Source organism: Pseudomonas sp. 4CAES_32.4 (assembly GCF_058136335.1).
In genome coordinates, this window is the sequence record NZ_CM176882.1 from 103829 (window position 1) to 126496 (window position 22668).

The following is a 22668-nucleotide window of genomic DNA, read 5'->3' on the forward strand; positions in this document are numbered from 1 at the left end:
AGAAATCCCCCGGAGAGTCTGCTGGCAAGACTATCCCGCCTAAAGGAGCACCGCTATGCGCATGTTAATGCTGACAGGAGGCCTGCTGACGCTGGCCGGTTGTGCCAATTTCGGCATGCCCGATCCCGACCCTTCTCAAGCCTGGATCGACCTCGATGCCCGACAACAGGACACGGCGCTGCAAGCGCTGCAAGTCGATACCACCGCTGCGGTCGATAAACGCTACTTCGAAGTGCAACCCGGCAGCCATGAGCTGAAGGTGCGTTATCAATTTCCGGTTGAAGCGACCAACATCGGTCCAGACGCCGAACCGCTGTGGCGCGATTGCCAGTTGAGTGTGAAATTCAAGGATTTCAACGCAGGTCAGCGTTATCAGTTGCAGGCCGGCAGTATTGGTTTCCGGCCATGGGCCAAACTCTATGACGAGCAGCGCAAAGTCGTCGGCCAAGGTACGCCGGCGGGCTGCCAGAGCACTTGATCGGCGCTATGCTGAATATCCAGACCTGTGGATATTCGTCATGCGCACGTTGCCGTTGTTACTCGTTGCCAGTCTTTCGGCCGGTTGTCAGACGCCGCTGCCCCCGGTCGACCCGCAAATGGCCTGGGTCGACTTTTCGACGCCGACGCCGGGCGGCAAGTTGCTGATGGCCGAGCGCCTCGACAAGCAGCGCCTGAACGACGGGCGCTATTTTCAGGTCACCCCCGGCAGCCATGAATTGCGCGTGCGGTTTGATTTTGAAGTGTTTGGTGGTGGCGGCGCTTTGATGACTGGCCCGGTTGAGCGGTTGTGCTACATGTACATCCGTTTTGACCATTTCGAGGCCGGGCAGCGTTATCTGCTGGAGGGCCGTTCGCTGGCGTTCACTCCAAGCGCCCGGCTCTACAACGCCAAGCGTGAAATCGTCGCCGAGGATTACGACTACAACTGCATTATCTGAGGTGACTCAGCTGTCGTTCTTCTGATAGATGATCGCTTTGGTGCCGTTCTCACATGAACCGACCACCATGGCGATGTCATGTTTTGCGGCTTCTTCCTTGCTGACGATTTCCAGCGTGTAGGACGGCACTGCTTTAGCCTGAATCTTGACTTCGATCTCTTTCTTGAGTTCTTCGCAGTCTTTGGGTGCGGCAAAAACCGAGGTGGCCAGTGCACTGCAGAGGATCGCCAAGCCAATACGTTTCATGAGTGAAGCTCCCTGAGGCAGCGCGCACGGGCGTGCGCTGAAGCTGCTGTCATTGATTCGACCATATTTTTACAGCGGGGGTTCTGACTTCGCTCACAACTTGTGCGACTGTGCGTACGAAAATTTGCGGGCAACGAAAACCTTGTGGGAGTCTGGCTTGCCAGCGATGACGTCGGCACAGCAGCTATAGATGTCCCCAGACACACCGCTATCGCTGGCAAGCCAGCTCCCACAGGATTTATGTTGCTGTTACTTGAGCGGGTCGAATCAGCTGACCAGCGAAGCCTCAAGGGTAATCTTCGCATTCAGCACTTTCGAAACCGGGCAGCCTTCCTTGGCCTTGTTGCTCAGCTCTTCGAACTGCGCCTGCGTCGCCCCCGGGATCTTCGCCTTGAGAATCAGCTTCACCGCGGTGATCGCGAAACCGCCCTCAACCTGATCAAGGGTCACTTCCGCTTGTGTGTCGATGCTGTCGGCTGTCAGGCCCGCATCGCCCAGAATCATCGAGAACGCCATGGAGAAACAACCAGCATGCGCGGCGCCGATCAGTTCTTCCGGGTTGGTGCCTTTGCCGCCTTCGAAGCGCGCCTTGAAGCCGTAAGGCGCTTCTCTGAGGACGCCGGTTTCAGTGGAAATCGAGCCGATACCGGTTTTCAGATCACCTGCCCAATGTGCCGATGCTTTCTTCACGATAGCCATGTCTTCCTCCTCAATCTCTGGCGCGGAAACGCCGCGTCGTCGTGGTTTTTTGCTTGCAAGGCTTCTGAGGATAGACGTCGGAACAAAGTTCAGCCCGGTTGAATCGTTGACTTTTTTAGTAGGAAATTTCGACGCGGCTATTGAAACTCGGGTATATGCCCTCATTGCATAAAACACGCTTATGAATTCGGCAGGTTTTCGTTCGTATCAATAACCTGCCTCCCGACTCGGAGACGCAGGTTTATGAAGCAACTGTCCGACGTAAAATTTTCCACCCTCGATCTGGTACCAGTGCGCGAGAACGGCAGCCCGGCGCAGTCACTGCGCAATTCGCTGGACCTGGCGCAGCATGTCGAGAAATTCGGCTACACGCGGTTCTGGGTCGCTGAGCACCACAACATGGACGGCATCGCCAGTTCCGCGACTTCGGTTTTGCTGGGTTATCTGGCAGGCGGCACGTCGACCATTCGTGTCGGCTCCGGTGGCGTGATGCTGCCCAACCATGCGCCGCTGGTGATCGCCGAGCAGTTCGGCACGCTGGAAAGCCTGTATCCGGGCCGGATCGATCTCGGCCTTGGCCGCGCGCCCGGTTCTGATCAGATGACCGCTCGGGCGCTGCGCCGTGAACGCTCCGGCAGCGCTGATGATTTCCCCAAAGACGTCGCCGAACTGGTGCGCTTCCTCGGCCCGCGCACCCCGGATCAACGGGTGATCGCGATGCCTGGCACCGGCACCAATGTGCCGATCTGGTTGCTCGGCTCCAGCCTGTTCAGCGCTCAGTTGGCCGGTGAGCGCGGTTTGCCATACGCCTTCGCCTCACATTTCGCCCCGCGCTTCATGCACGAAGCGATTCGGGTCTATCGCAATCACTTCAAGCCGTCGGCGGTGCTCGACAAGCCGTACGTGATGCTCGGCGTGCCGCTGGTGGCCGCAGATACCGATGAGCAGGCTGATTATCTGGCTACGTCGGTGTACCAACGCATTCTGGCGTTGATGCGTGGGCAGAGCCTGGTACAGCGCCCGCCAGTGAAAACCATGGACGGCTTGTGGCTGCCGCACGAGCGTGAGGCCGTAGGGGATTTCCTTGGGCTGGCGATGGTGGGTGGCCCTGCGAAAATCCGTGCGAAGCTGGAGGTGTTGGTTGAACAGACTCAAGCGGATGAGCTGATTTTCACCAGTGATCTCTACGAACACGCCGACCGCGTGCATTCCTACGAGTTGCTGGCACAGGTCATGAAGGGATAACGCGCACCCCTGTAGGAGCTGCGGCACGCTGCGATCTTTTGATCTTCGGTTTGAAAAATCGGGATCAAAAGATCGCAGCGTGCCGCATCGCCTACACGGGACACAAAAAAGCCGACGCATTCACGTCGGCTTTTGTATTTCAGGCGCAATCAACCGCGCTTGTAGACGATTTCCTTGGTGCCACCTTCACAGGTGCCAACGACTTTACCGTCAGCTGCAGCGCCCTTATCGACTACTTCCAGCGAATAATTGGACGCGCCTTTGGCATCAATTTTCGCTGCGATCTCGCTCTTCAGCTCTTCACAAGGCTTACCGGCAGCAAACGCACCACCCGCAAGGCTCAACAAACCTACTGCCAACATGAACTTCTTCATCGGTCGCACTCCCTGGTCGGATTGAAAGAGGCGGGCATCGAGTCATCCACTCGATGCACTCACCCTGTAGCGCTTTGCCATTCCTATGGCACTCGGCCAGCGCGCAAGTTCAGAAGACTAGACCAAACTCAGCTGCTGGCAATCTTGAAGCCGACTTTCAACGTCACCTGAAAGTGCGCAACCTTACCGTTTTCGATATGACCACGGGTTTCGGTGACTTCAAACCATTCCAGGTTGCGAATGGTCTTGTTGGCTTCAGCCAACGCGTTGTTGATGGCGTCTTCGATGGTGGTGGTGGACGAACCGACCAGCTCGACTTTCTTGTACGTGTGATGGTCACTCATAACGATCTCCTTGGCGTGTGGAATTGAGACTAGCAGTGAATCTGTACTGTTGATTTCGGCGGCGCTGAGCAGGCGAAGTTCAGATTTTCTGCACTTTCTCAAACCACTGAAGTCCCAACCAACACACGCCACTCATCACCAATGCAGGAGAGCCACCATGGCCAACACCTCTTTACGTAAAGCCTCGTTGCAAAGCATGGAAGCCGAGATCGAGAGTCTGCTCAAGTCGTTGGAAAGCCTGAAGGACGACGCTTCGGACGAGTCGCGCAAGACCCTCAAGGCGCTGAAAAGCAATGCCGAAAGTGCGCTGAAACATTCGCGTCACCTGCTCAGCGATGCCTATGAAGAAGTCAAAGTGAAAACCCGCGAAACCGGGATCGCCACCCGCGATTACGCGCAGGAACATCCGTGGACGACTGCCGGTGTCGCAGTCGGTGCGATCGGCTTGCTCGCGGCTTACTTGCTGTTCAAGCGCGGCGAGTGATCGCTCTGGCGCAGCTCATTCTTGAGCCATTGCGCCAGTTGCCGAGCGCGCCCGTCTGCGGCGCGCTTGGGTAGCCACAACGCCAGTTGCGCCGGGGTTTCACAGAAGCCCCATGGCGCAACCAGGCGACCCGCCTTCAAATCTTCTGTCACCAATGGCTCCGGCGCGATCGCTACGCCGAGACCAGCGACGGCGGCCTCCAGCAAATAATACAAATGCTCAAAACCTTGCCCGAGTTTCAGCGCTTTGGCGTCGAGGTGGTTTTGCTGTGCCCAGCTCGGCCAGGCTTGTGGCCGCGAGGTGGTGTGCAGCAGCGGTTCATCGAGCAGCGCTGAGGCTGGCGCGGTTTTCAGGCGTTGATAGCCGCCGAACAGCGGACTCATCACCGGCCCAATGCGCTCGGCGGTCAATTCGTAAACCTGCATGTCTGCCGGCCATGGTGGCTCGGCGAACAGCAGCAGAGCATCCAGCCCCGGACGCCGAGGATCGAGATCGCCTTCACCCGCCGACAGATGCAGACGCAGATCGGGCAGATCGGCATTCAATCGGCCCAAACGTGGGATAAACCAGCGTGCGAGCAAGCTTCCAGAGCAACCCAGCACGAACGGAGCATCGGCAGTGTTTTGCGTGAGTTCAGCACAAACACTGCGCAACCGATCAAACGCCTCACCGCTTGCATCGCGCAAACGCAGACCGGCATCTGTGAGTTTCAGGCCGCGCCCGTCCTTGACGAAAAGGCTGACGCCCAAGTGCTCTTCCAGCACCTTGAGCTGCCGACTGACTGCACCATGGGTAACGTGCAGTTGCTCGGCGGCCTGACTGACGCTGTTCAGCCGGGCGGTCGCTTCGAACGCGCGCAGGGCGTTCAGCGGGGGAAGGTCGTGGCTCATGGTATCTGTGAGTTTTCCTGACAGGTTGTGGCGATCTTATCGGTTTTCAGCGTAGTAGGTCAGGGGTAGAGTGGTCGTCATTGTCTCTTGACCCGAATTCACCTGGAGCGACTCATGACCCAGACTTCGAACACTTCCAATCTGCGTAACGGCCCGGACGATAACGGCCTGTTTGGTTCGTTCGGTGGCCGCTACGTGGCGGAAACCCTGATGCCGTTGATCCTCGATCTGGCCCGCGAATACGAAGCGGCCAAGGAAGATCCTGCATTCAAAGAAGAATTGGCTTACTTCCAGCGTGATTACGTCGGACGTCCGAGCCCGCTGTATTTCGCTGAACGCCTGACTGAGTTCTGCGGCGGCGCGAAGATTTATCTCAAGCGCGAAGAGCTGAACCACACCGGCGCGCACAAGATCAACAACTGCATCGGCCAGATCCTGCTGGCGCGGCGCATGGGCAAAAAACGCATCATCGCCGAGACTGGCGCCGGCATGCACGGCGTAGCCACGGCCACCGTCGCTGCGCGCTTCGGTCTGGATTGCGTGATCTACATGGGCACCACTGACATCGAACGCCAGCAGGCCAACGTGTTCCGCATGAAACTGCTGGGCGCTGAAGTGATTCCGGTGGTTGCCGGCACCGGCACCCTGAAAGACGCGATGAACGAAGCCCTGCGTGACTGGGTAACCAACGTCGACAGCACCTTCTACCTGATCGGCACCGTGGCCGGCCCGCACCCGTACCCGGCAATGGTTCGCGACTTCCAGGCCGTGATCGGCAAAGAAACCCGCGATCAGTTGCAGGCTCAGGAAGGTCGCCTGCCGGACAGCCTGGTGGCGTGCATCGGTGGCGGTTCCAACGCAATGGGCCTGTTCCACCCGTTCCTCGACGACAAAAGCGTCGAGATCATCGGTGTGGAAGCCGCGGGTTACGGCATCGAAACCGGCAAGCACGCGGCGAGCCTCAATGGCGGCGTTCCGGGTGTGTTGCACGGCAACCGCACCTTCCTGCTGCAGGATGACGACGGCCAGATCATCGACGCCCACTCGATTTCCGCCGGCCTCGACTACCCAGGCATCGGTCCGGAACACGCGTGGTTGCATGACATCGGTCGCGTTCAATACACCTCGGTGACTGACGACGAAGCACTGGATGCGTTCCACAAATGCTGCCGCTTGGAAGGGATCATTCCTGCCCTGGAAAGCGCCCACGCCTTGGCCGAAGTGTTCAAACGCGCACCGAAGCTGCCGAAGGATCACCTGATGGTGGTCAACCTGTCGGGCCGTGGCGACAAAGACATGCAGACCGTCATGCATCACATGGAACACTCTCAGCAAGAGCAGTCAAAGCAGGAGAAACACTGATGAGCCGCCTGCAAACCCGTTTTGCCGACCTCAAAGAACAGAATCGCGCCGCGCTGGTGACCTTCGTCACCGCTGGTGATCCGGACTACGACACTTCGCTGGCGATTCTCAAAGGCTTGCCGGGTGCTGGCGCCGATGTGATCGAGTTGGGCATGCCGTTCACCGACCCGATGGCCGACGGCCCGGCGATCCAGTTGGCGAACATCCGTGCCTTGGGCGCCAAGCAGAACCTGGTGAAAACCCTGCAAATGGTTAGCGAGTTCCGCGAAGGCAACAGCGACACGCCGCTGGTGCTGATGGGCTACTTCAATCCGATCCACATGTATGGCGTTGAACGCTTCATCGCTGACGCGAAAGAGGCGGGCGTCGACGGTCTGATCGTGGTCGACATGCCGCCTGAGCACAACGCTGAACTGTGCGATCCGGCGCAGGCTGCGGGTCTCGATTTTATTCGTCTGACCACGCCGACTACTGACGATGCGCGTCTGCCGAAAGTGCTCAATGGCAGCTCCGGTTTCGTTTACTACGTGTCGGTGGCCGGTGTCACCGGTGCGGGCGCCGCTACGCTGGAACACGTTGAAGAGGCGGTGACCCGTCTGCGCCGTCATACCGACCTGCCGATCAGCATCGGTTTCGGTATCCGAACCCCGGAGCAAGCGGCGGCCATCGCACGTTTGGCCGATGGTGTGGTGGTGGGCTCGGCATTGATCGATCACATCGCCAACGCGACCACGCCAGCGCAAGCCATCGACGGTGTTTTGAGCCTGTGCTCGGCACTGTCTGAAGGCGTGCGTAAGGCCCGCGTCAGCTGAAGGTAAAGTTCCTGATACAGAGGAATTAGCACCTCAAAGCACAGACTAAATGAGCAAGACCGAGGGCTTCAGAACATCGTTCTGCAGCCCTTTTTGCTGTTTGTGCCGTGAGGAAAGACCCGATGAAAATGCCGAAACGTCTGATTGCCGGACTGGGTGTGTTGATGATCAGCGCGACCCCGCTGCTGGCCAGCGCCGATCCGCGCGACGATCACGACCACGGCGGCCCGCAGCAGGGCCAACACGACAACCGCGGCGACAACCATGGTGATGATCACCGCGGCCCGCAGAACAACCACCGTGGTGGCCCGCCACCGCGCGACTTTGGCCCAGTGCGCCAGACCATTCGTGATAATCATGGCTACTTCGTACGCGGCGCACCGCCGCCTCCGGGGATTCATCTGGAGCGTGGCCGGCCGTTGCCGCACGGGTATTACGGTGAGCGCCTGGACGGTCGCGCGTTGGGTCGTTTGCCGGTGTATCCGGGCTACGAATGGCGCCGGGCTGGGGGCGATATCGTGCTGATCGCGGTGGGCACCGGGATCGTTTATGAAATTCTGGATGGCGTCCTGTATTAATCATTAGGCAGTCAAAAGATCGCAGCCTGCGGCAGCTCCTACAGGGATATCCACAAATCCTGTAGGAGCTGCCGCAGGCTGCGATCTTTTGCTGTTAAGGCAGTTCCAGGCCGCCCGAGGCTTTGTGCAATTTGCGCAAATGCGCGCCGATCTGCTTCACATTTTCCTCGCTGGCGGCGATTTCGGCAGCGCGCTTGGGCTCCAGCAACTTGCGCACTTCTGCATCCAGATCACCGGACAGCACCAGCAGCTTTTTCTGCCGCTGGCTGCTTTCGTCTTCCAGTCGCTTGAACTCGCTCGGCTGTGGCAAACCATAACCGCGACTATCGAGCAACTCTGCCGGGCGACTGAGGAAGCCGCTATTGGCGAGAATTTCCTGCAACGTTGCGTTGGCCTTGTCCATACCACCGTTCTCCAGCTCCCGCGCGCCGAGGTAACGCTGCTTGACCTCGTCCTGAGCCAGCAGCAACTGGCGGCGGTAGCTGGCCTGCTCCAGCAGCAAAAGCGCGGCGCTGGTGCGTAGATCCGCACGCTCGAACCATTCGCGGCGTTCTTCGGCAGTCAGTGAAAGCCATTCCTCGACGGTGGTCTGCTTGATCGGCAACTGCTTCTTCAACACATCAAACATCGCCTGATAGCGATCGCGGAACGAGTCGAAGCGATAACCCAGACGCAGCGCTTCTTTCGGGTCATCCAGCACACTGGTATCCGCCAGACCACGGCCCTTCATCACTTCCAGCAAACCATTGGGCATGATGTTGTCCAGCGCTACGAACTGTGGGTTGTTGCTGCCGCTGCGCAACAGCTTCAGGCCTTCCACTGCGCAGTTGTTGGAGAGGAAGAAGTAGTTGCCGTCGTAGCTCCAGTGCATTTCGGCGGCGTGTTCGACCACGCCTTCGATTTCGTCCCGGGACAGGTTGATCGGTACGGAGGCGAGGCTGCGCAGCTCGGTCTTGGTGTATTCGTCGATGACTTGCGCCAATGGCAGCACGAACAGCCGCGACGGGTATTTGCCGACCAGCCCGTCCCAGCTCGACAACTGCACATCACCGACAAAGGCGCGGTACGACAGCACCAGATGCTGATCGAGATCGAGTCGGCAATCCGGCCCGCGTGGCCGCCCCGGTGCGCAGATCACCAGACGCAACATGCTGTGGCCCCAGCGGCTGACCCAGTTCTGATTAGCCTCGGCGAGCAGGTAGTCGACGGCGTAGACCCGTTCCGGATCGACTTGCCCTAAAGGTTGCTTGGCGAAGTCATTACCGGCATTGAGAAACGCGAAGGTCTTGCTGCAAGTGTCCTTGGCCGGCGGCGCCCAGCCGAAGTGTTGCTGGTAATAGCGATACAGGGCTGGCCGGCGGCAGGCGTAGCTCGGGTCGAGGAGGAAATACTCCATGTTGACCGCAACGAACTCTTTCGGGCTGGAGATTTCGTACAGATCCGGGCTGCGGGCGATCTGTCGGTTGTGTTGTTCGCGCTCACCGCGCCGGCCGACGTATTGCTGCCAACCGGCAAGGTCGAGCAGGCGCGGGTCGTCGCTAAGGGTGAAGCGGCGACCGTTCTGGCCACGACACTCATCGGGAATGCCGATCAGCCCAGCGCTGTTGAAACGCCGGGTGCAGCGCTGGATCAGCGTGCGTTCGGCCGTTGGCCAAAGGCGCGCGCGGTCATAAATATGGGTGATTTCGTGCAGCACGGTAGCGAGCATTTCCTCGCGCACCGTGCCGTGGGGGCGATTGGTTTTCTCTTTGGCCGCGCTGCCGTCGGTGAGGCCGTTGAGCAGTTTGCGGTTCAGATCGAGTTCGGAAACCAGCGTGGCCTGGCCGTAGGCATTGGCGGGCATATCGTCGGTCCAGCCGACATCGATGCGTCGATCCAGCCGCTCGATAAAGCTTGGCGGCAGTTTCTGCATCGCCTCATCGATCAGCGCCTGGCTGGCCTGTTGTTGGGCGGGGCTCAAACCGTCGGTCTTGAGCCGCAATTGCAGGCCGGCGTGGGCGCTGTTGCCAAGCAGCAACAACGCCCCGGCCAGTAGCCAGGCGCCAAGCGACCTCACAGTGCGAGGATGGCTTCGGCGAGTACCTGATCACTGGCATCGCGCGCTTCCGGTACGCGCGTGCGCAAGGTATTGAGCGCGGCTTCCAGGTGCGCGCCACGGATATCGCCGTTAGTGGCGACGAAACTGGCGGCGTCGTCGTGGGCTTCGCGGATGATTTTCGAATCGCGGATCGACGTGGTGGTATCCGAGGTGAAATCGATGGTGCGCTGGGAGGCACGAACGATAATGTTACTGGTGGCTACCAGGGTGTGCGCCTGGGCCACATCGGCCAACAAAAACAGGCCAAGGGCGGCAGCAATCAGCGGGCTACGCATGGAACGACTCCGAAAGGACAGGGATAGCTATTGGACGAGAATTGCCTCTGCCAGTTCAAGGTCGCTGACATGAAGTTTTGGCCGGGTTTTGCGCAGGTAATGCAGCGCTGATTCCAGCCTTGCACCTCGCCATTCGCCGTCAGTGGCCACGAATGCGGCGGCATCCTCGTGGGCCGCCAGCAGCAGTTTACGGTCGAAAGGGGCGGAAGACACCATGCTGGTGGCGTAACCACTGACGACGGTGCCTTGTGTCGATGCATTAAAAGCATCAAAGGCATCGACCGACGTCGCCCAGCAGGCGGTGAACAATACGGAAGGGATCAGGAGATTTGGAAGAAAGCGCATTGGACTCGATAACGGTTGGCGAGCCCAAAGGCTAGCGCAATGCCCGGGCCAGAGCCAGCGCCAAAGCATCGGGACACGTCCGGACGTGTCCCGAGATGCCGCAATCGCTTAGATCGTCAGGATGGCCTGAGCGAGTTGTGCATCGGTCGCTTGCAGCTGTGGCGCCTGGTGGCGGATGTGGTCCAGCGCGCTTTCCAGTTTCACGCCACGGATCTCGCCCTGGCTGGCGACGAAGCTGGCCGCGTCGTCACGTGCAGCGAGAACGATTTTGTCGTCACGGAAGGACGAAGTGACGTCGGAAGTGGCGTCCGACGATGATTTCAGAGCGCCAACCACGGCATCAGTGGTAACGATGAAGCTGGTAGCGCTGGCGTTGGCAGCCACGGCCAGCAGGGCAGCAGCGCTGAGCAGACGAAGACGGGACATAGGGGTAACTCCTGTGGATAAACCGTATTGAGAGGTGGCTCGGTATCTGAGGAGTCAGACGCCAGTGACACAGCATTCGCCACGTTCTGCATGGATATTAGGCTCACATTCGAACGCCAAACCAGCCTCCAGACGAAAAACCTTAGGAGCTGCCGAAGGCTGCGATCTTTGACTTTGGATTTTCAAGATCAAAAGATCGCAGCCTTCGGCAGCGCTTACAATTGTAATGGTCTTATTTAAAGATTGGTGAACTGTACTGGTTTGGATTTTTAAGAGGCCAAAACGACAAAACCCGCCGTGGTTTCCCACGACGGGTTTCGTTTGTTCAATTCGGGTTGCTGGCGGTGGGTCTAGCGACCAGAGCCAGCGACGCTACTTAGCGCCAGAACGGCTTGCTCAGCTCTTCGTAGCGTTGTGCTTCGCTGATACCGGCGTCAGCCAGCAGACGCGAATCCAGACGGGCCAATTGGTGGCGGCTGGAGATGCGGCGCTGCCACAACATCAGGTTGGCGATAACGCGCAGAGGCAGGGAAGCCTGGGTGTTTACAGCTTTGTCTTCGAAGAACAGTTCGGAACTGAGTGTACGTTCCATGGTTGACATCCTTCCGCTTGTGGCGGGATCAGGTAGTGGTTTGACTGGTGCCCATGATCCTCTCGTTTGCCTAGTCTCTCTAGATACAGTTCAACTGTATTGTGAGTGACCAGTTAACTGTTTATAGGGGGTGTACGGGTCAAAATTGAGCAAACTGTACCTGTCTGCACTTAAGTAGTGCATTTTGGCCTGATTTAGTCGAGTGCGTAGGTAATTGCTGTAGGAAATGACCGGTACAGCAGTACAGTTTTTGTCGGGTTGGAGGCTTTCGAAAGTCCGCTGACGCAAACTGTGTTTGCATCAGCGGTTTATCTGTGTGAATTACACGGCGAGCATGCGACCGGTTTCTTCCAGATTCATGTGCCAGCTCAACGCTTCACGCAGGATGTGCGGGGTGTGACCACCGATTGCACAGGCCGCGGTGAAGTAGTCATTCAACGCCTGACGGAAGTCCGGGTGCACACAGTTATCAATAATGACCCGCGCACGTTCCCGCGGCGCCAGACCACGCAGGTCGGCCAGACCGACTTCGGTCACCAGGATGTCGACGTCGTGCTCGGTATGGTCAACGTGGCTGACCATCGGCACCACGCTGGAAATCGCGCCGCCCTTGGCGATCGACTTGGTCACGAATACTGCCAGGTGCGCGTTGCGCGCGAAGTCGCCGGAACCGCCAATGCCGTTCATCATCCGCGTACCGCAGACGTGGGTCGAATTGACGTTACCGTAGATGTCGAACTCCAGCGCCGTGTTAATGCCGATGATGCCCAAGCGACGCACCACTTCCGGATGGTTGGAGATCTCCTGCGGCCGCAGTATCAGTTTGTCCTTGTACTTCTCCAGATTGCCGAACACGTCGCTGTTGCGGCGCTCCGACAAGGTGATCGAGCTGCCCGAAGCGAAGCTCAGCTTGCCGGCGTCGATCAGGTCAAAGGTCGAATCCTGCAGCACTTCGGAGTACATGGTCAGGTCTTCGAACGGTGAATCAATCAGGCCGCACATCACCGCGTTGGCAATGTTGCCGATCCCGGCCTGCAGCGGGCCGAGCTTGTTGGTCATGCGCCCAGCATCGACTTCCTGCTTGAAGAAGGTGATCAGGTGCTCGGCGATGGCATTGGTATCGACGTCCGGCGTAGACACGGTGGACGGCGAATCCGACTGTTGGGTGATGACGATGGCGACAATCTTCTCCGGCGGAATCGGAATCGCCGTGCTGCCTATACGGTCGTCGACTTTAACCAGCGGGATCGGCGTACGCGTCGGGCGATACGTGGGGATATAGATGTCGTGCAGGCCTTCGAGGTTGGCGTTGTGCGCCAGGTTGATCTCGACGATTACCTGCTTGGCGAAAATCGCGAAGCTCGCCGAGTTGCCCACCGAAGTGGTCGGCACGATGTGGCCCTGTTCGGTGATGGCCACGGCTTCGATGACCGCGATGTCCGGCAGTTTCAGTTGCTGGTTGCGCAGTTGCTCAACGGTTTCCGACAAATGCTGGTCAATGAACATTACTTGGCCGGCGTTGATCGCCTTGCGCAAGGTGCTGTCAACCTGGAATGGCATGCGTCGCGACAGTACGCCGGCTTCGGTCAATTGCTTGTCGAGGTCATTGCCCAGGCTGGCGCCGGTCATCAGACTGATCTGCAGCGGCGTGACCTTGGCGCGCTCGGCCAATGCGTGAGGGACGGCTTTGGCTTCGCCGGCACGGGTGAAACCGCTCATGCCGACGGTCATGCCGTCCTCAATCAGAGCGGCGGCGTCGGCGGCGCTCATCACTTTGTCCAACAACGAAGGCAGGCGAATACGGTCACGGTACATGGATTATTATCTCGGGAAGCGAGTAGCAGGATGCGCAGTCTAGTGAATTTGACGGGCGCCTGTCCCGCTACCAAGGTCGCAAACGAGGCGTCTATTTAGCGGGTTTCAAGTAAAACACCGTTACCGGATCTGCAACAACGCGGCAAATTGTCCGACGTTTTGCGCAAACAAAAACGCCCCGACGAGTCGGGGCGTTCGGTGCAGCCGAGGAGAATTATTCGACCGCTTTAACCATGTCTTCGATGACTTTCTTCGCGTCGCCGAAAACCATCATGGTCTTGTCCAGATAGAACAGTTCGTTGTCCAGACCGGCATAGCCGCTGGCCATCGAGCGCTTGTTGACGATGATGGTCTTGGCCTTGAACGCTTCGAGAATCGGCATGCCGGCAATCGGCGATTTCGGATCGTTCTTCGCGGCAGGGTTGACCACGTCGTTTGCGCCGAGCACCAGCACCACATCGGCCTGGCCGAACTCGGAGTTGATGTCTTCCATCTCGAACACCTGGTCGTAAGGCACTTCGGCCTCGGCGAGCAGAACGTTCATGTGCCCCGGCATACGGCCCGCCACAGGGTGAATCGCGTATTTCACGGTCACGCCACGGTGGGTCAGCTTCTCGGTCAATTCCTTCAGCGCATGCTGCGCACGCGCTACCGCCAGACCGTAACCCGGCACGATGATCACGGTGTCAGCGTTGGTCAGCAGGAAGGTTGCGTCGTCAGCCGAACCGGATTTCACCGGACGGGCTTCTTTCGCACCGGCAGGACCTGCATCCGCCGTATTGCCGAAACCGCCGAGCAGTACATTAAAGAAGGAACGGTTCATCGCCTTGCACATGATGTACGAGAGGATCGCACCGCTCGAACCCACCAGCGAACCGGCAATGATCAGCATCGAGTTGTTCAGCGAGAAGCCGATTCCCGCCGCCGCCCAGCCCGAATAGCTGTTGAGCATCGACACCACCACCGGCATGTCTGCACCGCCGATCGGGATGATGATCAGCACGCCCATCACGAACGCCAGCGCCAGCATCAGCGCGAACGCGGTGAGGTTGCCGGTGAACATAAAGGTCAGGCCGAGGGCCAGCGTCGCCAGGCCCAGCACGGCGTTCAGCTTGTGCTGACCGGTGAACTGTACCGGTGCGCCCTGGAACAGGCGGAACTTGTACTTGCCCGACAGCTTGCCAAACGCAATCACCGAACCGGAGAAGGTGATTGCACCAATGGCAGCACCGAGGAACAACTCCAGACGGTTACCCGCCGGGATCGAATCGCCCAGCTGTTTAACGATGCCCAGCGATTGCGGCTCAACAACCGCTGCGATAGCAATGAACACTGCCGCCAGACCGATCATGCTGTGCATGAAGGCGACCAGTTCCGGCATCTTGGTCATTTCAACGCGCTTGGCCATGATCGAACCGGCGGTGCCGCCTACCAGCAGGCCAACGATGACGTAACCAATACCGGCAGTGGCCAGCTCAGCTCCGAGCTTATAGATGAGGCCGACGGTGGTGAGGATCGCCAACCCCATGCCGAGCATGCCAAACAGATTGCCGCGCCGCGATGTAGTCGGGTGCGACAGGCCTTTAAGGGCCTGGATAAAGCAGATCGACGCGATCAGGTAGAGCGTCGTGACGAGATTCATGCTCATTACTTCGGCGCCTCTTCTTTTACTTTCGGGGCTTTCTTCTTGAACATCTCAAGCATGCGGCGGGTGACCAGGAAGCCACCGAACACATTGACCGCTGCCAATGCCACGGCGAGGGTGCCCATGGTTTTGCCCAGCGGTGTAACGGTCAGTGCGGCCGCCAGCATGGCGCCAACGATTACGATCGCGGAGATGGCGTTGGTCACCGCCATCAATGGCGTGTGCAGCGCAGGTGTAACGTTCCAGACCACGTGGTAACCGACATAAATCGCCAGCACGAAGATGATCAGGTTGTAGATACCGGGGGAGATAAGCTCTTCCATCGTCTGAATCCCTGCTTAGGCGTTTTTGCGGATGACTTGGCCGTCGCGGCACATCAGGCACGCGGCGACGATATCGTCTTCGAGGTTGACGTCGAACTGGCCTTCTTTGGTGAACACCAGCTTGAGGAAGTCCAGCAGGTTGCGTGCGTACAGCGCCGAAGCGTCTGCAGCGACTTCGCCGGCCAGATTGGTCGGGCCACAAATGGTCACGCCATTTTCGATCACGACCTGATCAGCCACGGTCAGCGGGCAGTTGCCACCCTGAGCCGCCGCGAGGTCGATGACCACCGACCCCGGTTTCATCTGCGCCACGGTTTCCGCGCTAAGCAGCGTCGGTGCCTTGCGGCCCGGAATCAGCGCGGTGGTGATGACGATGTCAGCCTGTTTGGCGCGTTCGTGCACGGCCTGCGCCTGACGCTGCATCCAGCTGGCCGGCATTGGACGCGCGTAACCGCCAACACCGACGGCGCATTCGCGCTCTTCATCGGTTTCGTAAGGCACGTCGACGAATTTGGCGCCGAGGGATTCGATCTGCTCTTTAACCGCCGGACGCACGTCGGACGCTTCGATCACCGCACCCAGACGTTTCGCCGTGGCAATCGCCTGCAACCCGGCCACACCGGCGCCAAGAATCAGCACGCGCGCCGCTTTCACGGTGCCCGCAGCGGTCATCAGCATCGGCATGAAACGCGGATAGTGGTGAGCGGCCAGCAACACAGCCTTATAGCCGGCAATGTTCGCCTGCGACGACAACACATCGAGACTCTGCGCGCGCGAGGTGCGCGGCGCCGCTTCGAGGGCGAACGCGGTAATCCCACACTCGGCCATCTTCGCGATGGTTTCGTTGTTGAACGGGTTGAGCATGCCGACCAACACCGTACCGCGCTTGATCAGCGTCAATTCGGCATCGCTTGGCGCGACCACTTTGAGAATCAGCTCGGCGCCAAACGCGTCATTGGCACTGCCAATGGTTGCGCCTGCCGCTTCATAGGCACTGTCGACAACGCTGGCTTTAACGCCGGCGCCGGTTTGCACAGTGACCTTATGACCTTGGCTGATCAGCTTTTTAATGGTTTCCGGGGTTGCAGCAACCCGTGTTTCACCGGTCTGGGTTTCGAGAGGAACACCAATGTGCACGTCAAATCTCCTGCGTGATCTTATTGAGTAAACCCATGCACTACGGATGGTGCGACTGGGGCGGCCGATCAGCACGATCCCGCCAAATCAGGGCGGGGCGCGGCATTTTGCAGGCGAACTTTATGCCCTTCAAGGGATTATGACGGGTGACGGAAAATTAACTACAAGTCATGCCGTGACCGAATGTCGCAGATGGCCAGCTGAATCCCTTGCAGGCCGTGCCTTGCAAGGATTCTGGCCGATTATGGAAAAATTTCTCATCGGTGACGTGAATAGGCAGCAATGCGTCGCCCATGAAGGCTCAAAGCCACGTCGTCAGGCGCTTGTGGGACGTCTGTACGACTTTCGGATACAGTCTGTCGAATTGCGACAATTACTTATATCTGTAGGGCTTTGATTCTCCTGACTACGGGGTTAGTTATCGCTGTAAGCCTTTATCCTTCTAGGCTGTAGCTCTGCGCCTGAATTACCAGCCAGTCACGAAATGCCTTTAATGACGCTGATTCGACCTTTCGTTCGGGAATCATCAGGTAATAGGCCTTGATGCTGGAGAGTGCCTGCGGGTTGGCAATCACCAGGCGTTTCTCTGCCAATTCACGCTGAATCAAGAACGGTGGAATCAGCGCAATGCCCATGTCGTGCATGGCGGCTTGGGCGAGCATGGAGAATAGCTCGTAGCGCGGACCTGTCATGTCGCGGGGGATATTCAGGTGTTGCGAATTGAACCACTGGCGCCAGGCATAAGGGCGGGTGGTTTGCTGCAGTAGCGGTAGCTCAGCGATAGCTTCCGCAGTCAGATGGGTCTTTCTACCCAGTAGGGCAGGGCTGCACACTGGCATCGGATTTTCGCCCATCAGCCTGTGGGATTCAGTACCGGACCAATCGGCGTCGCCAAAGTAGATCGCTGCATCGAATTCAGTATCGGCAAACAAGAAGGGCCGGGTGCGGTTGGTCAGGTTGACCGTCACTTCCGGGTGCTTGAGCTGGAAATCCTTGAGGCGCGGCAGCAGCCATTGGGTGCCGAAGGTTGGCACCACCGCCAGTTCGATCACGTTAGTGCCTTGTTGGCCCATCACGGAGAGGGTGTCGCGCTCAACCGCATCGAGTTGCGTGGCGACTCGGCGGCTGTAGGAAAGCCCTGCCTCGGTCAGTTTCACTCCGCGTCGCGAGCGTCGGAACAGTTCCACGCTGAGGAACTCTTCAAGACTGGCGATCTGTCGGCAAATGGCGCCTTGGGTGAGGGAAAGCTCTTCAGCGGCTCTGGTAAAGCTCTCATGGCGTGCGGCGGCTTCGAAGCTGATCAGGGCGGTGGTGCTGGGAATCTTCCTGCGCATGTACATCAACCTCACTAATGCGTCGCATAAAAGGCATTTCGCGACGTTTCGGAGTGAGAAATTAGCACAACAGAATGCGAAATCCTCGTTTGCCGCGCCGGCGAACCGCGCCTAGGATCAATGCCACGTTAATTCACCCGATTTGCGAGGACACACTCATGGGCGGTAAAGCTAGCTTCAACTGGATCGATCCCCTGCTGCTGGATCAACAGCTCACCGAAGAAGAGCGCATGATCCGCGACACCGCCGAGCAGTTCGCTCAACAGAGCCTCGCGCCGCGTGTTCTCGAAGCTTTCCGCCATGAAAAAACGGATCCGGCAATCTTCCGCGAAATGGGTGAAGTCGGCCTGTTAGGTGCGACCATCCCTGAGCAATACGGCGGCAGCGGCCTCAACTATGTCAGTTACGGCCTGATTGCTCGTGAAGTGGAGCGTGTCGACTCCGGCTATCGCTCGATGATGAGCGTGCAGTCCTCGCTGGTGATGGTGCCGATCAACGAATTCGGCACTGAAGCGCAGAAACAGAAATACCTGCCGAAACTGGCTTCCGGCGAATGGATCGGCTGCTTCGGTCTGACCGAGCCAAACCACGGCTCCGACCCGGGCGCGATGATCTCCCGTGCACGCAAAGTCGAGGGTGGCTACAGCCTGACCGGCGCGAAGATGTGGATCACCAACAGCCCGATCGCCGATGTGTTCGTGGTCTGGGCCAAAGACGATGCGGGCGACATCCGTGGCTTCGTACTGGAAAAAGGTTGGAAAGGCCTGAGTGCACCGGCAATCCACGGCAAGGTCGGCCTGCGTGCGTCGATCACCGGTGAGATCGTCATGGACAACGTATTCGTACCGGAGGAGAACATCTTCCCGGACGTCCGTGGCTTGAAAGGCCCGTTCACCTGCCTTAACTCTGCACGCTATGGCATCTCTTGGGGTGCATTGGGCGCCGCTGAGTTCTGCTGGCACACCGCTCGCCAATACACTCTGGATCGTCAACAGTTCGGTCGCCCATTGGCCGCGACTCAGTTGGTCCAGAAGAAGCTGGCCGACATGCAGACTGAAATCACTCTGGCCCTGCAAGGTTGCCTGCGCCTGGGTCGTATGAAGGATGAGGGTACAGCGGCGGTCGAAATTACTTCGATCATGAAGCGCAACTCCTGCGGCAAGTCGCTGGATATCGCCCGTATGGCGCGCGACATGCTCGGCGGCAACGGCATCTCCGATGAGTTCGGTGTGGCCCGTCACCTGGTCAATCTGGAAGTGGTGAATACCTATGAAGGCACTCACGACGTTCATGCGCTGATCCTCGGGCGGGCGCAAACCGGTCTGCAGGCGTTCTATTAATAGGAGAGCGACCATGGGCGCGCTGTCGCATCTGCGGGTACTGGATTTATCGCGCGTGTTGGCCGGGCCTTGGGCCGGGCAGATCCTCGCCGACCTTGGCGCCGAAGTGATCAAGGTCGAGCGCCCCGGCAATGGTGACGACACTCGCGCCTGGGGGCCGCCGTTTCTCAAGGACGCCTATGGCGAGAACACCTCTGAGGCGGCTTATTACCTGTCGGCCAACCGCAACAAGCAATCGGTGACCATCGACTTCACACGTCCTGAAGGGCAGAGGCTGGTGCGGGAGCTAGCTTTGAAGTCCGATATTCTCATCGAGAACTTCAAGGTCGGTGGTCTCGCGGCGTATGGGCTGGACTATGAATCGCTGAAGGCGATCAATCCTGATCTGATTTACTGCTCAATTACCGGTTTCGGTCAGACCGGGCCTTATGCCAAGCGCGCCGGCTACGACTTCATGATCCAGGGGTTGGGCGGACTGATGAGTCTCACCGGTCGTCCTGAAGGTGATGAGGGTGCCGGGCCGGTGAAGGTAGGCGTGGCGTTGACGGACATTCTTACCGGGTTGTATTCGACGGTGGCGATTCTGGCAGCGTTGGCTCATCGCGATCACGATGGCGGCGGGCAGCACATCGATATGGCATTGCTGGATGTGCAGGTTGCGTGTCTGGCGAACCAGGCGATGAATTATTTGACTACAGGCAATGCGCCTAAGCGCCTGGGCAACGCCCACCCGAACATCGTGCCTTATCAGGACTTTCCTACGGCTGATGGTGATTTCATCCTCACCGTGGGTAATGACGGGCAGTTCCGCAAGTTTGCCGAAGTGGCGGGGCAGCCGCAGTGGGCTGATGATCCGCGCTTCGCCACTAATAAGCTGCGAGTGGCGAATCGGGCGGTGTTGATCCCGCTGATTCGGCAGGCGACGGTGTTCAAGACTACGGCCGAGTGGGTTGCTGAGTTGGAGCAGGCGGGTGTCCCTTGTGGGCCGATCAATGATTTGTCGCAGGTGTTTGAAGATCCGCAGGTTAAGGCGCGTGGTCTGGCGATAGAGCTGCCGCATGCGTTGGCGGGGATGGTGCCTCAGGTGGCCAGTCCTATCCGTATGTCGCAGACACCGGTTGAATACCGTCGCGCTCCTCCTCTATTAGGCGAGCATACGCTGGAGGTTCTGCAGAGTGTGCTGGGCCTCGGGGCGGGTGCGGTTGCTGAGTTGAAGGCGGCAGGGGTGCTCTGAAGAACCCTTCTATATAGAAGAGCTAGCGGTTGCCTCCTATATATAGGTGTATTTGGTCGTTTTTTAACCGATCTGCAAGTGATTGAAAGAAAAGCGAAATTAACGGTTGACTGCAGATTTGAGATGTCTATAATTCGCCCCACTTCCGGCGCAGTCGAAACGGAAAACTCCTTGAGATTCAATGAGTTATGTAGGTTTCGGCAGCAGGTTGCTTCAGTTCATCGAAGCCGAAAGGAAGTTGAAAAAGAGGTGTTGACAGCAGCGTGTAACGCTGTAGAATTCGCCTCCCGCTGCAGAGAGATCTGAAGCGCAAGTGGTTGAAGTTGTTGAAGAATTCTTCGAAAACTTCTGAAAATAATCACTTGACAGCAAATGAGGCTGCTGTAGAATGCGCGCCTCGGTTGAGACGAAAGATCTTAACCAACCGCTCTTTAACAACTGAATCAAGCAATTCGTGTGGGTGCTTGTGGAGTCAGACTGATAGTCAACAAGATTATCAGCATCACAAGTTACTCCGCGAGAAATCAAAGATGTAACCAACGATTGCTGAGCCAAGTTTAGGGTTTCTTAAAAACCCAAAGATGTTTGAACTGAAGAGTTTGATCATGGCTCAGATTGAACGCTGGCGGCAGGCCTAACACATGCAAGTCGAGCGGATGACAGGAGCTTGCTCCTGAATTCAGCGGCGGACGGGTGAGTAATGCCTAGGAATCTGCCTGGTAGTGGGGGACAACGTTTCGAAAGGAACGCTAATACCGCATACGTCCTACGGGAGAAAGCAGGGGACCTTCGGGCCTTGCGCTATCAGATGAGCCTAGGTCGGATTAGCTAGTTGGTGAGGTAATGGCTCACCAAGGCGACGATCCGTAACTGGTCTGAGAGGATGATCAGTCACACTGGAACTGAGACACGGTCCAGACTCCTACGGGAGGCAGCAGTGGGGAATATTGGACAATGGGCGAAAGCCTGATCCAGCCATGCCGCGTGTGTGAAGAAGGTCTTCGGATTGTAAAGCACTTTAAGTTGGGAGGAAGGGCAGTAAATTAATACTTTGCTGTTTTGACGTTACCGACAGAATAAGCACCGGCTAACTCTGTGCCAGCAGCCGCGGTAATACAGAGGGTGCAAGCGTTAATCGGAATTACTGGGCGTAAAGCGCGCGTAGGTGGTTCGTTAAGTTGAATGTGAAATCCCCGGGCTCAACCTGGGAACTGCATCCAAAACTGGCGAGCTAGAGTATGGTAGAGGGTGGTGGAATTTCCTGTGTAGCGGTGAAATGCGTAGATATAGGAAGGAACACCAGTGGCGAAGGCGACCACCTGGACTGATACTGACACTGAGGTGCGAAAGCGTGGGGAGCAAACAGGATTAGATACCCTGGTAGTCCACGCCGTAAACGATGTCAACTAGCCGTTGGGAGCCTTGAGCTCTTAGTGGCGCAGCTAACGCATTAAGTTGACCGCCTGGGGAGTACGGCCGCAAGGTTAAAACTCAAATGAATTGACGGGGGCCCGCACAAGCGGTGGAGCATGTGGTTTAATTCGAAGCAACGCGAAGAACCTTACCAGGCCTTGACATCCAATGAACTTTCCAGAGATGGATTGGTGCCTTCGGGAACATTGAGACAGGTGCTGCATGGCTGTCGTCAGCTCGTGTCGTGAGATGTTGGGTTAAGTCCCGTAACGAGCGCAACCCTTGTCCTTAGTTACCAGCACGTAATGGTGGGCACTCTAAGGAGACTGCCGGTGACAAACCGGAGGAAGGTGGGGATGACGTCAAGTCATCATGGCCCTTACGGCCTGGGCTACACACGTGCTACAATGGTCGGTACAAAGGGTTGCCAAGCCGCGAGGTGGAGCTAATCCCATAAAACCGATCGTAGTCCGGATCGCAGTCTGCAACTCGACTGCGTGAAGTCGGAATCGCTAGTAATCGTGAATCAGAATGTCACGGTGAATACGTTCCCGGGCCTTGTACACACCGCCCGTCACACCATGGGAGTGGGTTGCACCAGAAGTAGCTAGTCTAACCTTCGGGAGGACGGTTACCACGGTGTGATTCATGACTGGGGTGAAGTCGTAACAAGGTAGCCGTAGGGGAACCTGCGGCTGGATCACCTCCTTAATCGACGA

At 58.0% G+C, this 22668-nt stretch carries 24 protein-coding genes and 1 rRNA gene; 10 read left to right on the plus strand and 15 right to left on the minus strand.

All coding sequences use genetic code 11. From position 1 onward, the window contains the following. The first annotated feature begins 55 nt into the window (after positions 1-55). Both AC3Y64_RS00495 and AC3Y64_RS00500 read left to right on the plus strand, forming a co-directional pair. Positions 56-478, plus strand: a complete 423-nt coding sequence (locus tag AC3Y64_RS00495; RefSeq protein ID WP_489986055.1) for a PA0061/PA0062 family lipoprotein — start codon at positions 56-58, stop codon at positions 476-478. Between the two features lie 40 nt (positions 479-518). Then, complete coding sequence (locus AC3Y64_RS00500) at positions 519-938, plus strand: PA0061/PA0062 family lipoprotein (RefSeq protein WP_489986056.1); 420 nt, start codon at positions 519-521, stop codon at positions 936-938. Positions 939-944: 6 nt separating this feature from the next. Here the strand turns inward: AC3Y64_RS00500 and AC3Y64_RS00505 are convergent, their stop codons facing one another. After that, the gene (locus AC3Y64_RS00505; RefSeq protein WP_064389762.1) at positions 945-1184 is read right to left on the minus strand and encodes a DUF1161 domain-containing protein; all 240 of its coding nucleotides are present in this window, start codon (positions 1182-1184) and stop codon (positions 945-947) included. 267 nt (positions 1185-1451) lie between these two features. Next, on the minus strand, positions 1452-1883 hold the full coding sequence (locus tag AC3Y64_RS00510; RefSeq protein ID WP_489986057.1) for an OsmC family protein: 432 nt from the start codon (positions 1881-1883) through the stop codon (positions 1452-1454). A gap of 243 nt (positions 1884-2126) precedes the next feature. Here AC3Y64_RS00510 and AC3Y64_RS00515 point away from each other — a divergent pair, with 243 nt between their 5' ends. Further along, positions 2127-3128, plus strand: coding sequence for an LLM class flavin-dependent oxidoreductase (locus AC3Y64_RS00515; RefSeq protein WP_489986058.1), 1002 nt, complete (start codon positions 2127-2129; stop codon positions 3126-3128). A gap of 149 nt (positions 3129-3277) precedes the next feature. Here AC3Y64_RS00515 and AC3Y64_RS00520 read toward each other — a convergent pair whose 3' ends face one another. Continuing rightward, positions 3278-3502, minus strand: a complete 225-nt coding sequence (locus AC3Y64_RS00520; protein ID WP_008081153.1) for a DUF1161 domain-containing protein — start codon at positions 3500-3502, stop codon at positions 3278-3280. Positions 3503-3630: 128 nt separating this feature from the next. Further along, on the minus strand, positions 3631-3846 hold the full coding sequence (locus AC3Y64_RS00525) for a dodecin (RefSeq protein ID WP_122593208.1): 216 nt from the start codon (positions 3844-3846) through the stop codon (positions 3631-3633). Positions 3847-4003: 157 nt separating this feature from the next. Between AC3Y64_RS00525 and AC3Y64_RS00530 the strand changes: the two genes are divergently transcribed. Next, on the plus strand, positions 4004-4330 hold the full coding sequence (locus AC3Y64_RS00530; RefSeq protein WP_007911686.1) for an ElaB/YgaM/YqjD family protein: 327 nt from the start codon (positions 4004-4006) through the stop codon (positions 4328-4330). On the opposite strand, the gene AC3Y64_RS00535 is transcribed toward AC3Y64_RS00530, so the two are convergent. Beyond that, entirely contained in the window at positions 4303-5220 is a 918-nt protein-coding gene (locus tag AC3Y64_RS00535) for a LysR family transcriptional regulator (RefSeq protein ID WP_489986059.1), read from the minus strand. The genes AC3Y64_RS00530 and AC3Y64_RS00535 overlap by 28 nt on opposite strands. Positions 5221-5334: 114 nt before the next feature. On the opposite strand from AC3Y64_RS00535, the gene trpB reads away from it, so the two are divergent. The 3 genes from trpB to AC3Y64_RS00550 all read left to right on the plus strand — a co-directional run bounded on the left by trpB (position 5335) and on the right by AC3Y64_RS00550 (position 7972). Continuing rightward, on the plus strand, positions 5335-6582 hold the full coding sequence (gene trpB / locus AC3Y64_RS00540) for a tryptophan synthase subunit beta (protein ID WP_489986060.1): 1248 nt from the start codon (positions 5335-5337) through the stop codon (positions 6580-6582). After that, a complete protein-coding gene (gene trpA / locus AC3Y64_RS00545) occupies positions 6582-7394 on the plus strand; it encodes a tryptophan synthase subunit alpha (RefSeq protein WP_489986061.1) in 813 nt (270 codons plus the stop codon). Before trpB ends, trpA begins: the two co-directional genes overlap by 1 nt. Positions 7395-7516: 122 nt before the next feature. Then, a complete protein-coding gene (locus tag AC3Y64_RS00550) occupies positions 7517-7972 on the plus strand; it encodes an anti-virulence regulator CigR family protein (protein WP_122593216.1) in 456 nt (151 codons plus the stop codon). A 94-nt stretch (positions 7973-8066) separates the two neighbouring features. On the opposite strand, the gene AC3Y64_RS00555 is transcribed toward AC3Y64_RS00550, so the two are convergent. The 10 genes from AC3Y64_RS00555 to AC3Y64_RS00600 all read right to left on the minus strand — a co-directional run bounded on the left by AC3Y64_RS00555 (position 8067) and on the right by AC3Y64_RS00600 (position 17962). Beyond that, positions 8067-10028 (minus strand): DUF7844 domain-containing protein, encoded by a 1962-nt coding sequence (locus AC3Y64_RS00555; protein ID WP_489986062.1) that lies wholly within the window; start codon positions 10026-10028, stop codon positions 8067-8069. Continuing rightward, a complete protein-coding gene (locus AC3Y64_RS00560) occupies positions 10025-10345 on the minus strand; it encodes a DUF2388 domain-containing protein (RefSeq protein WP_007911662.1) in 321 nt (106 codons plus the stop codon). The genes AC3Y64_RS00555 and AC3Y64_RS00560 overlap by 4 nt, the downstream gene beginning before the upstream one ends. A gap of 27 nt (positions 10346-10372) precedes the next feature. Continuing rightward, positions 10373-10690, minus strand: coding sequence for a DUF2388 domain-containing protein (locus AC3Y64_RS00565; protein WP_489986063.1), 318 nt, complete (start codon positions 10688-10690; stop codon positions 10373-10375). Positions 10691-10798: 108 nt separating this feature from the next. Further along, positions 10799-11116 (minus strand): DUF2388 domain-containing protein, encoded by a 318-nt coding sequence (locus AC3Y64_RS00570; protein WP_064389772.1) that lies wholly within the window; start codon positions 11114-11116, stop codon positions 10799-10801. 376 nt (positions 11117-11492) lie between these two features. Further along, positions 11493-11708 (minus strand): DUF1127 domain-containing protein, encoded by a 216-nt coding sequence (locus AC3Y64_RS00575; RefSeq protein ID WP_007911656.1) that lies wholly within the window; start codon positions 11706-11708, stop codon positions 11493-11495. 321 nt (positions 11709-12029) lie between these two features. Continuing rightward, complete coding sequence (gene scpC, locus AC3Y64_RS00580; protein ID WP_489986064.1) at positions 12030-13523, minus strand: succinyl-CoA:acetate CoA-transferase ScpC; 1494 nt, start codon at positions 13521-13523, stop codon at positions 12030-12032. A gap of 214 nt (positions 13524-13737) precedes the next feature. Beyond that, positions 13738-15171 carry an NAD(P)(+) transhydrogenase (Re/Si-specific) subunit beta gene (locus AC3Y64_RS00585; RefSeq protein WP_489986065.1) on the minus strand — a complete coding sequence of 478 codons (1434 nt, stop codon included), beginning with the start codon at positions 15169-15171 and terminating at the stop codon, positions 13738-13740. Beyond that, complete coding sequence (locus AC3Y64_RS00590) at positions 15171-15491, minus strand: NAD(P) transhydrogenase subunit alpha part 2 (RefSeq protein WP_003187417.1); 321 nt, start codon at positions 15489-15491, stop codon at positions 15171-15173. Before AC3Y64_RS00590 ends, AC3Y64_RS00585 begins: the two co-directional genes overlap by 1 nt. A 15-nt stretch (positions 15492-15506) precedes the next feature. Next, positions 15507-16628 (minus strand): Re/Si-specific NAD(P)(+) transhydrogenase subunit alpha, encoded by a 1122-nt coding sequence (locus AC3Y64_RS00595; RefSeq protein ID WP_095119609.1) that lies wholly within the window; start codon positions 16626-16628, stop codon positions 15507-15509. 434 nt (positions 16629-17062) lie between these two features. Further along, positions 17063-17962 carry a LysR family transcriptional regulator gene (locus AC3Y64_RS00600; RefSeq protein ID WP_489986066.1) on the minus strand — a complete coding sequence of 300 codons (900 nt, stop codon included), beginning with the start codon at positions 17960-17962 and terminating at the stop codon, positions 17063-17065. Positions 17963-18120: 158 nt separating this feature from the next. Here AC3Y64_RS00600 and AC3Y64_RS00605 point away from each other — a divergent pair, with 158 nt between their 5' ends. The 3 genes from AC3Y64_RS00605 to AC3Y64_RS00615 all read left to right on the plus strand — a co-directional run bounded on the left by AC3Y64_RS00605 (position 18121) and on the right by AC3Y64_RS00615 (position 22660). Further along, positions 18121-19302, plus strand: a complete 1182-nt coding sequence (locus AC3Y64_RS00605) for an acyl-CoA dehydrogenase (protein ID WP_489986067.1) — start codon at positions 18121-18123, stop codon at positions 19300-19302. A gap of 13 nt (positions 19303-19315) precedes the next feature. Then, entirely contained in the window at positions 19316-20536 is a 1221-nt protein-coding gene (locus AC3Y64_RS00610) for a CaiB/BaiF CoA transferase family protein (protein WP_489986068.1), read from the plus strand. Positions 20537-21123: 587 nt separating this feature from the next. Continuing rightward, a 16S ribosomal RNA gene (locus AC3Y64_RS00615) occupies positions 21124-22660 on the plus strand. Positions 22661-22668 lie beyond the last annotated feature (8 nt).

Coding starts and splice junctions, on each gene's coding strand:
- AC3Y64_RS00605 (WP_489986067.1), top strand. CDS start 18,121: ATGGGCGGTAAAGCTAGCTTCAACTGGATCGATCCCCTGCTGCTGGAT.
- AC3Y64_RS00565 (WP_489986063.1), bottom strand. CDS start 10,690: ATGCGCTTTCTTCCAAATCTCCTGATCCCTTCCGTATTGTTCACCGCC.
- AC3Y64_RS00550 (WP_122593216.1), top strand. CDS start 7,517: ATGAAAATGCCGAAACGTCTGATTGCCGGACTGGGTGTGTTGATGATC.
- AC3Y64_RS00515 (WP_489986058.1), top strand. CDS start 2,127: ATGAAGCAACTGTCCGACGTAAAATTTTCCACCCTCGATCTGGTACCA.
- AC3Y64_RS00575 (WP_007911656.1), bottom strand. CDS start 11,708: ATGGAACGTACACTCAGTTCCGAACTGTTCTTCGAAGACAAAGCTGTA.
- AC3Y64_RS00610 (WP_489986068.1), top strand. CDS start 19,316: ATGGGCGCGCTGTCGCATCTGCGGGTACTGGATTTATCGCGCGTGTTG.
- AC3Y64_RS00600 (WP_489986066.1), bottom strand. CDS start 17,962: ATGCGCAGGAAGATTCCCAGCACCACCGCCCTGATCAGCTTCGAAGCC.
- AC3Y64_RS00510 (WP_489986057.1), bottom strand. CDS start 1,883: ATGGCTATCGTGAAGAAAGCATCGGCACATTGGGCAGGTGATCTGAAA.
- AC3Y64_RS00505 (WP_064389762.1), bottom strand. CDS start 1,184: ATGAAACGTATTGGCTTGGCGATCCTCTGCAGTGCACTGGCCACCTCG.
- AC3Y64_RS00570 (WP_064389772.1), bottom strand. CDS start 11,116: ATGTCCCGTCTTCGTCTGCTCAGCGCTGCTGCCCTGCTGGCCGTGGCT.
- AC3Y64_RS00590 (WP_003187417.1), bottom strand. CDS start 15,491: ATGGAAGAGCTTATCTCCCCCGGTATCTACAACCTGATCATCTTCGTG.
- AC3Y64_RS00500 (WP_489986056.1), top strand. CDS start 519: ATGCGCACGTTGCCGTTGTTACTCGTTGCCAGTCTTTCGGCCGGTTGT.
- trpA (WP_489986061.1), top strand. CDS start 6,582: ATGAGCCGCCTGCAAACCCGTTTTGCCGACCTCAAAGAACAGAATCGC.
- AC3Y64_RS00530 (WP_007911686.1), top strand. CDS start 4,004: ATGGCCAACACCTCTTTACGTAAAGCCTCGTTGCAAAGCATGGAAGCC.
- AC3Y64_RS00520 (WP_008081153.1), bottom strand. CDS start 3,502: ATGAAGAAGTTCATGTTGGCAGTAGGTTTGTTGAGCCTTGCGGGTGGT.
- AC3Y64_RS00585 (WP_489986065.1), bottom strand. CDS start 15,171: ATGAGCATGAATCTCGTCACGACGCTCTACCTGATCGCGTCGATCTGC.
- trpB (WP_489986060.1), top strand. CDS start 5,335: ATGACCCAGACTTCGAACACTTCCAATCTGCGTAACGGCCCGGACGAT.
- AC3Y64_RS00525 (WP_122593208.1), bottom strand. CDS start 3,846: ATGAGTGACCATCACACGTACAAGAAAGTCGAGCTGGTCGGTTCGTCC.
- AC3Y64_RS00535 (WP_489986059.1), bottom strand. CDS start 5,220: ATGAGCCACGACCTTCCCCCGCTGAACGCCCTGCGCGCGTTCGAAGCG.
- AC3Y64_RS00495 (WP_489986055.1), top strand. CDS start 56: ATGCGCATGTTAATGCTGACAGGAGGCCTGCTGACGCTGGCCGGTTGT.
- scpC (WP_489986064.1), bottom strand. CDS start 13,523: ATGTACCGTGACCGTATTCGCCTGCCTTCGTTGTTGGACAAAGTGATG.
- AC3Y64_RS00560 (WP_007911662.1), bottom strand. CDS start 10,345: ATGCGTAGCCCGCTGATTGCTGCCGCCCTTGGCCTGTTTTTGTTGGCC.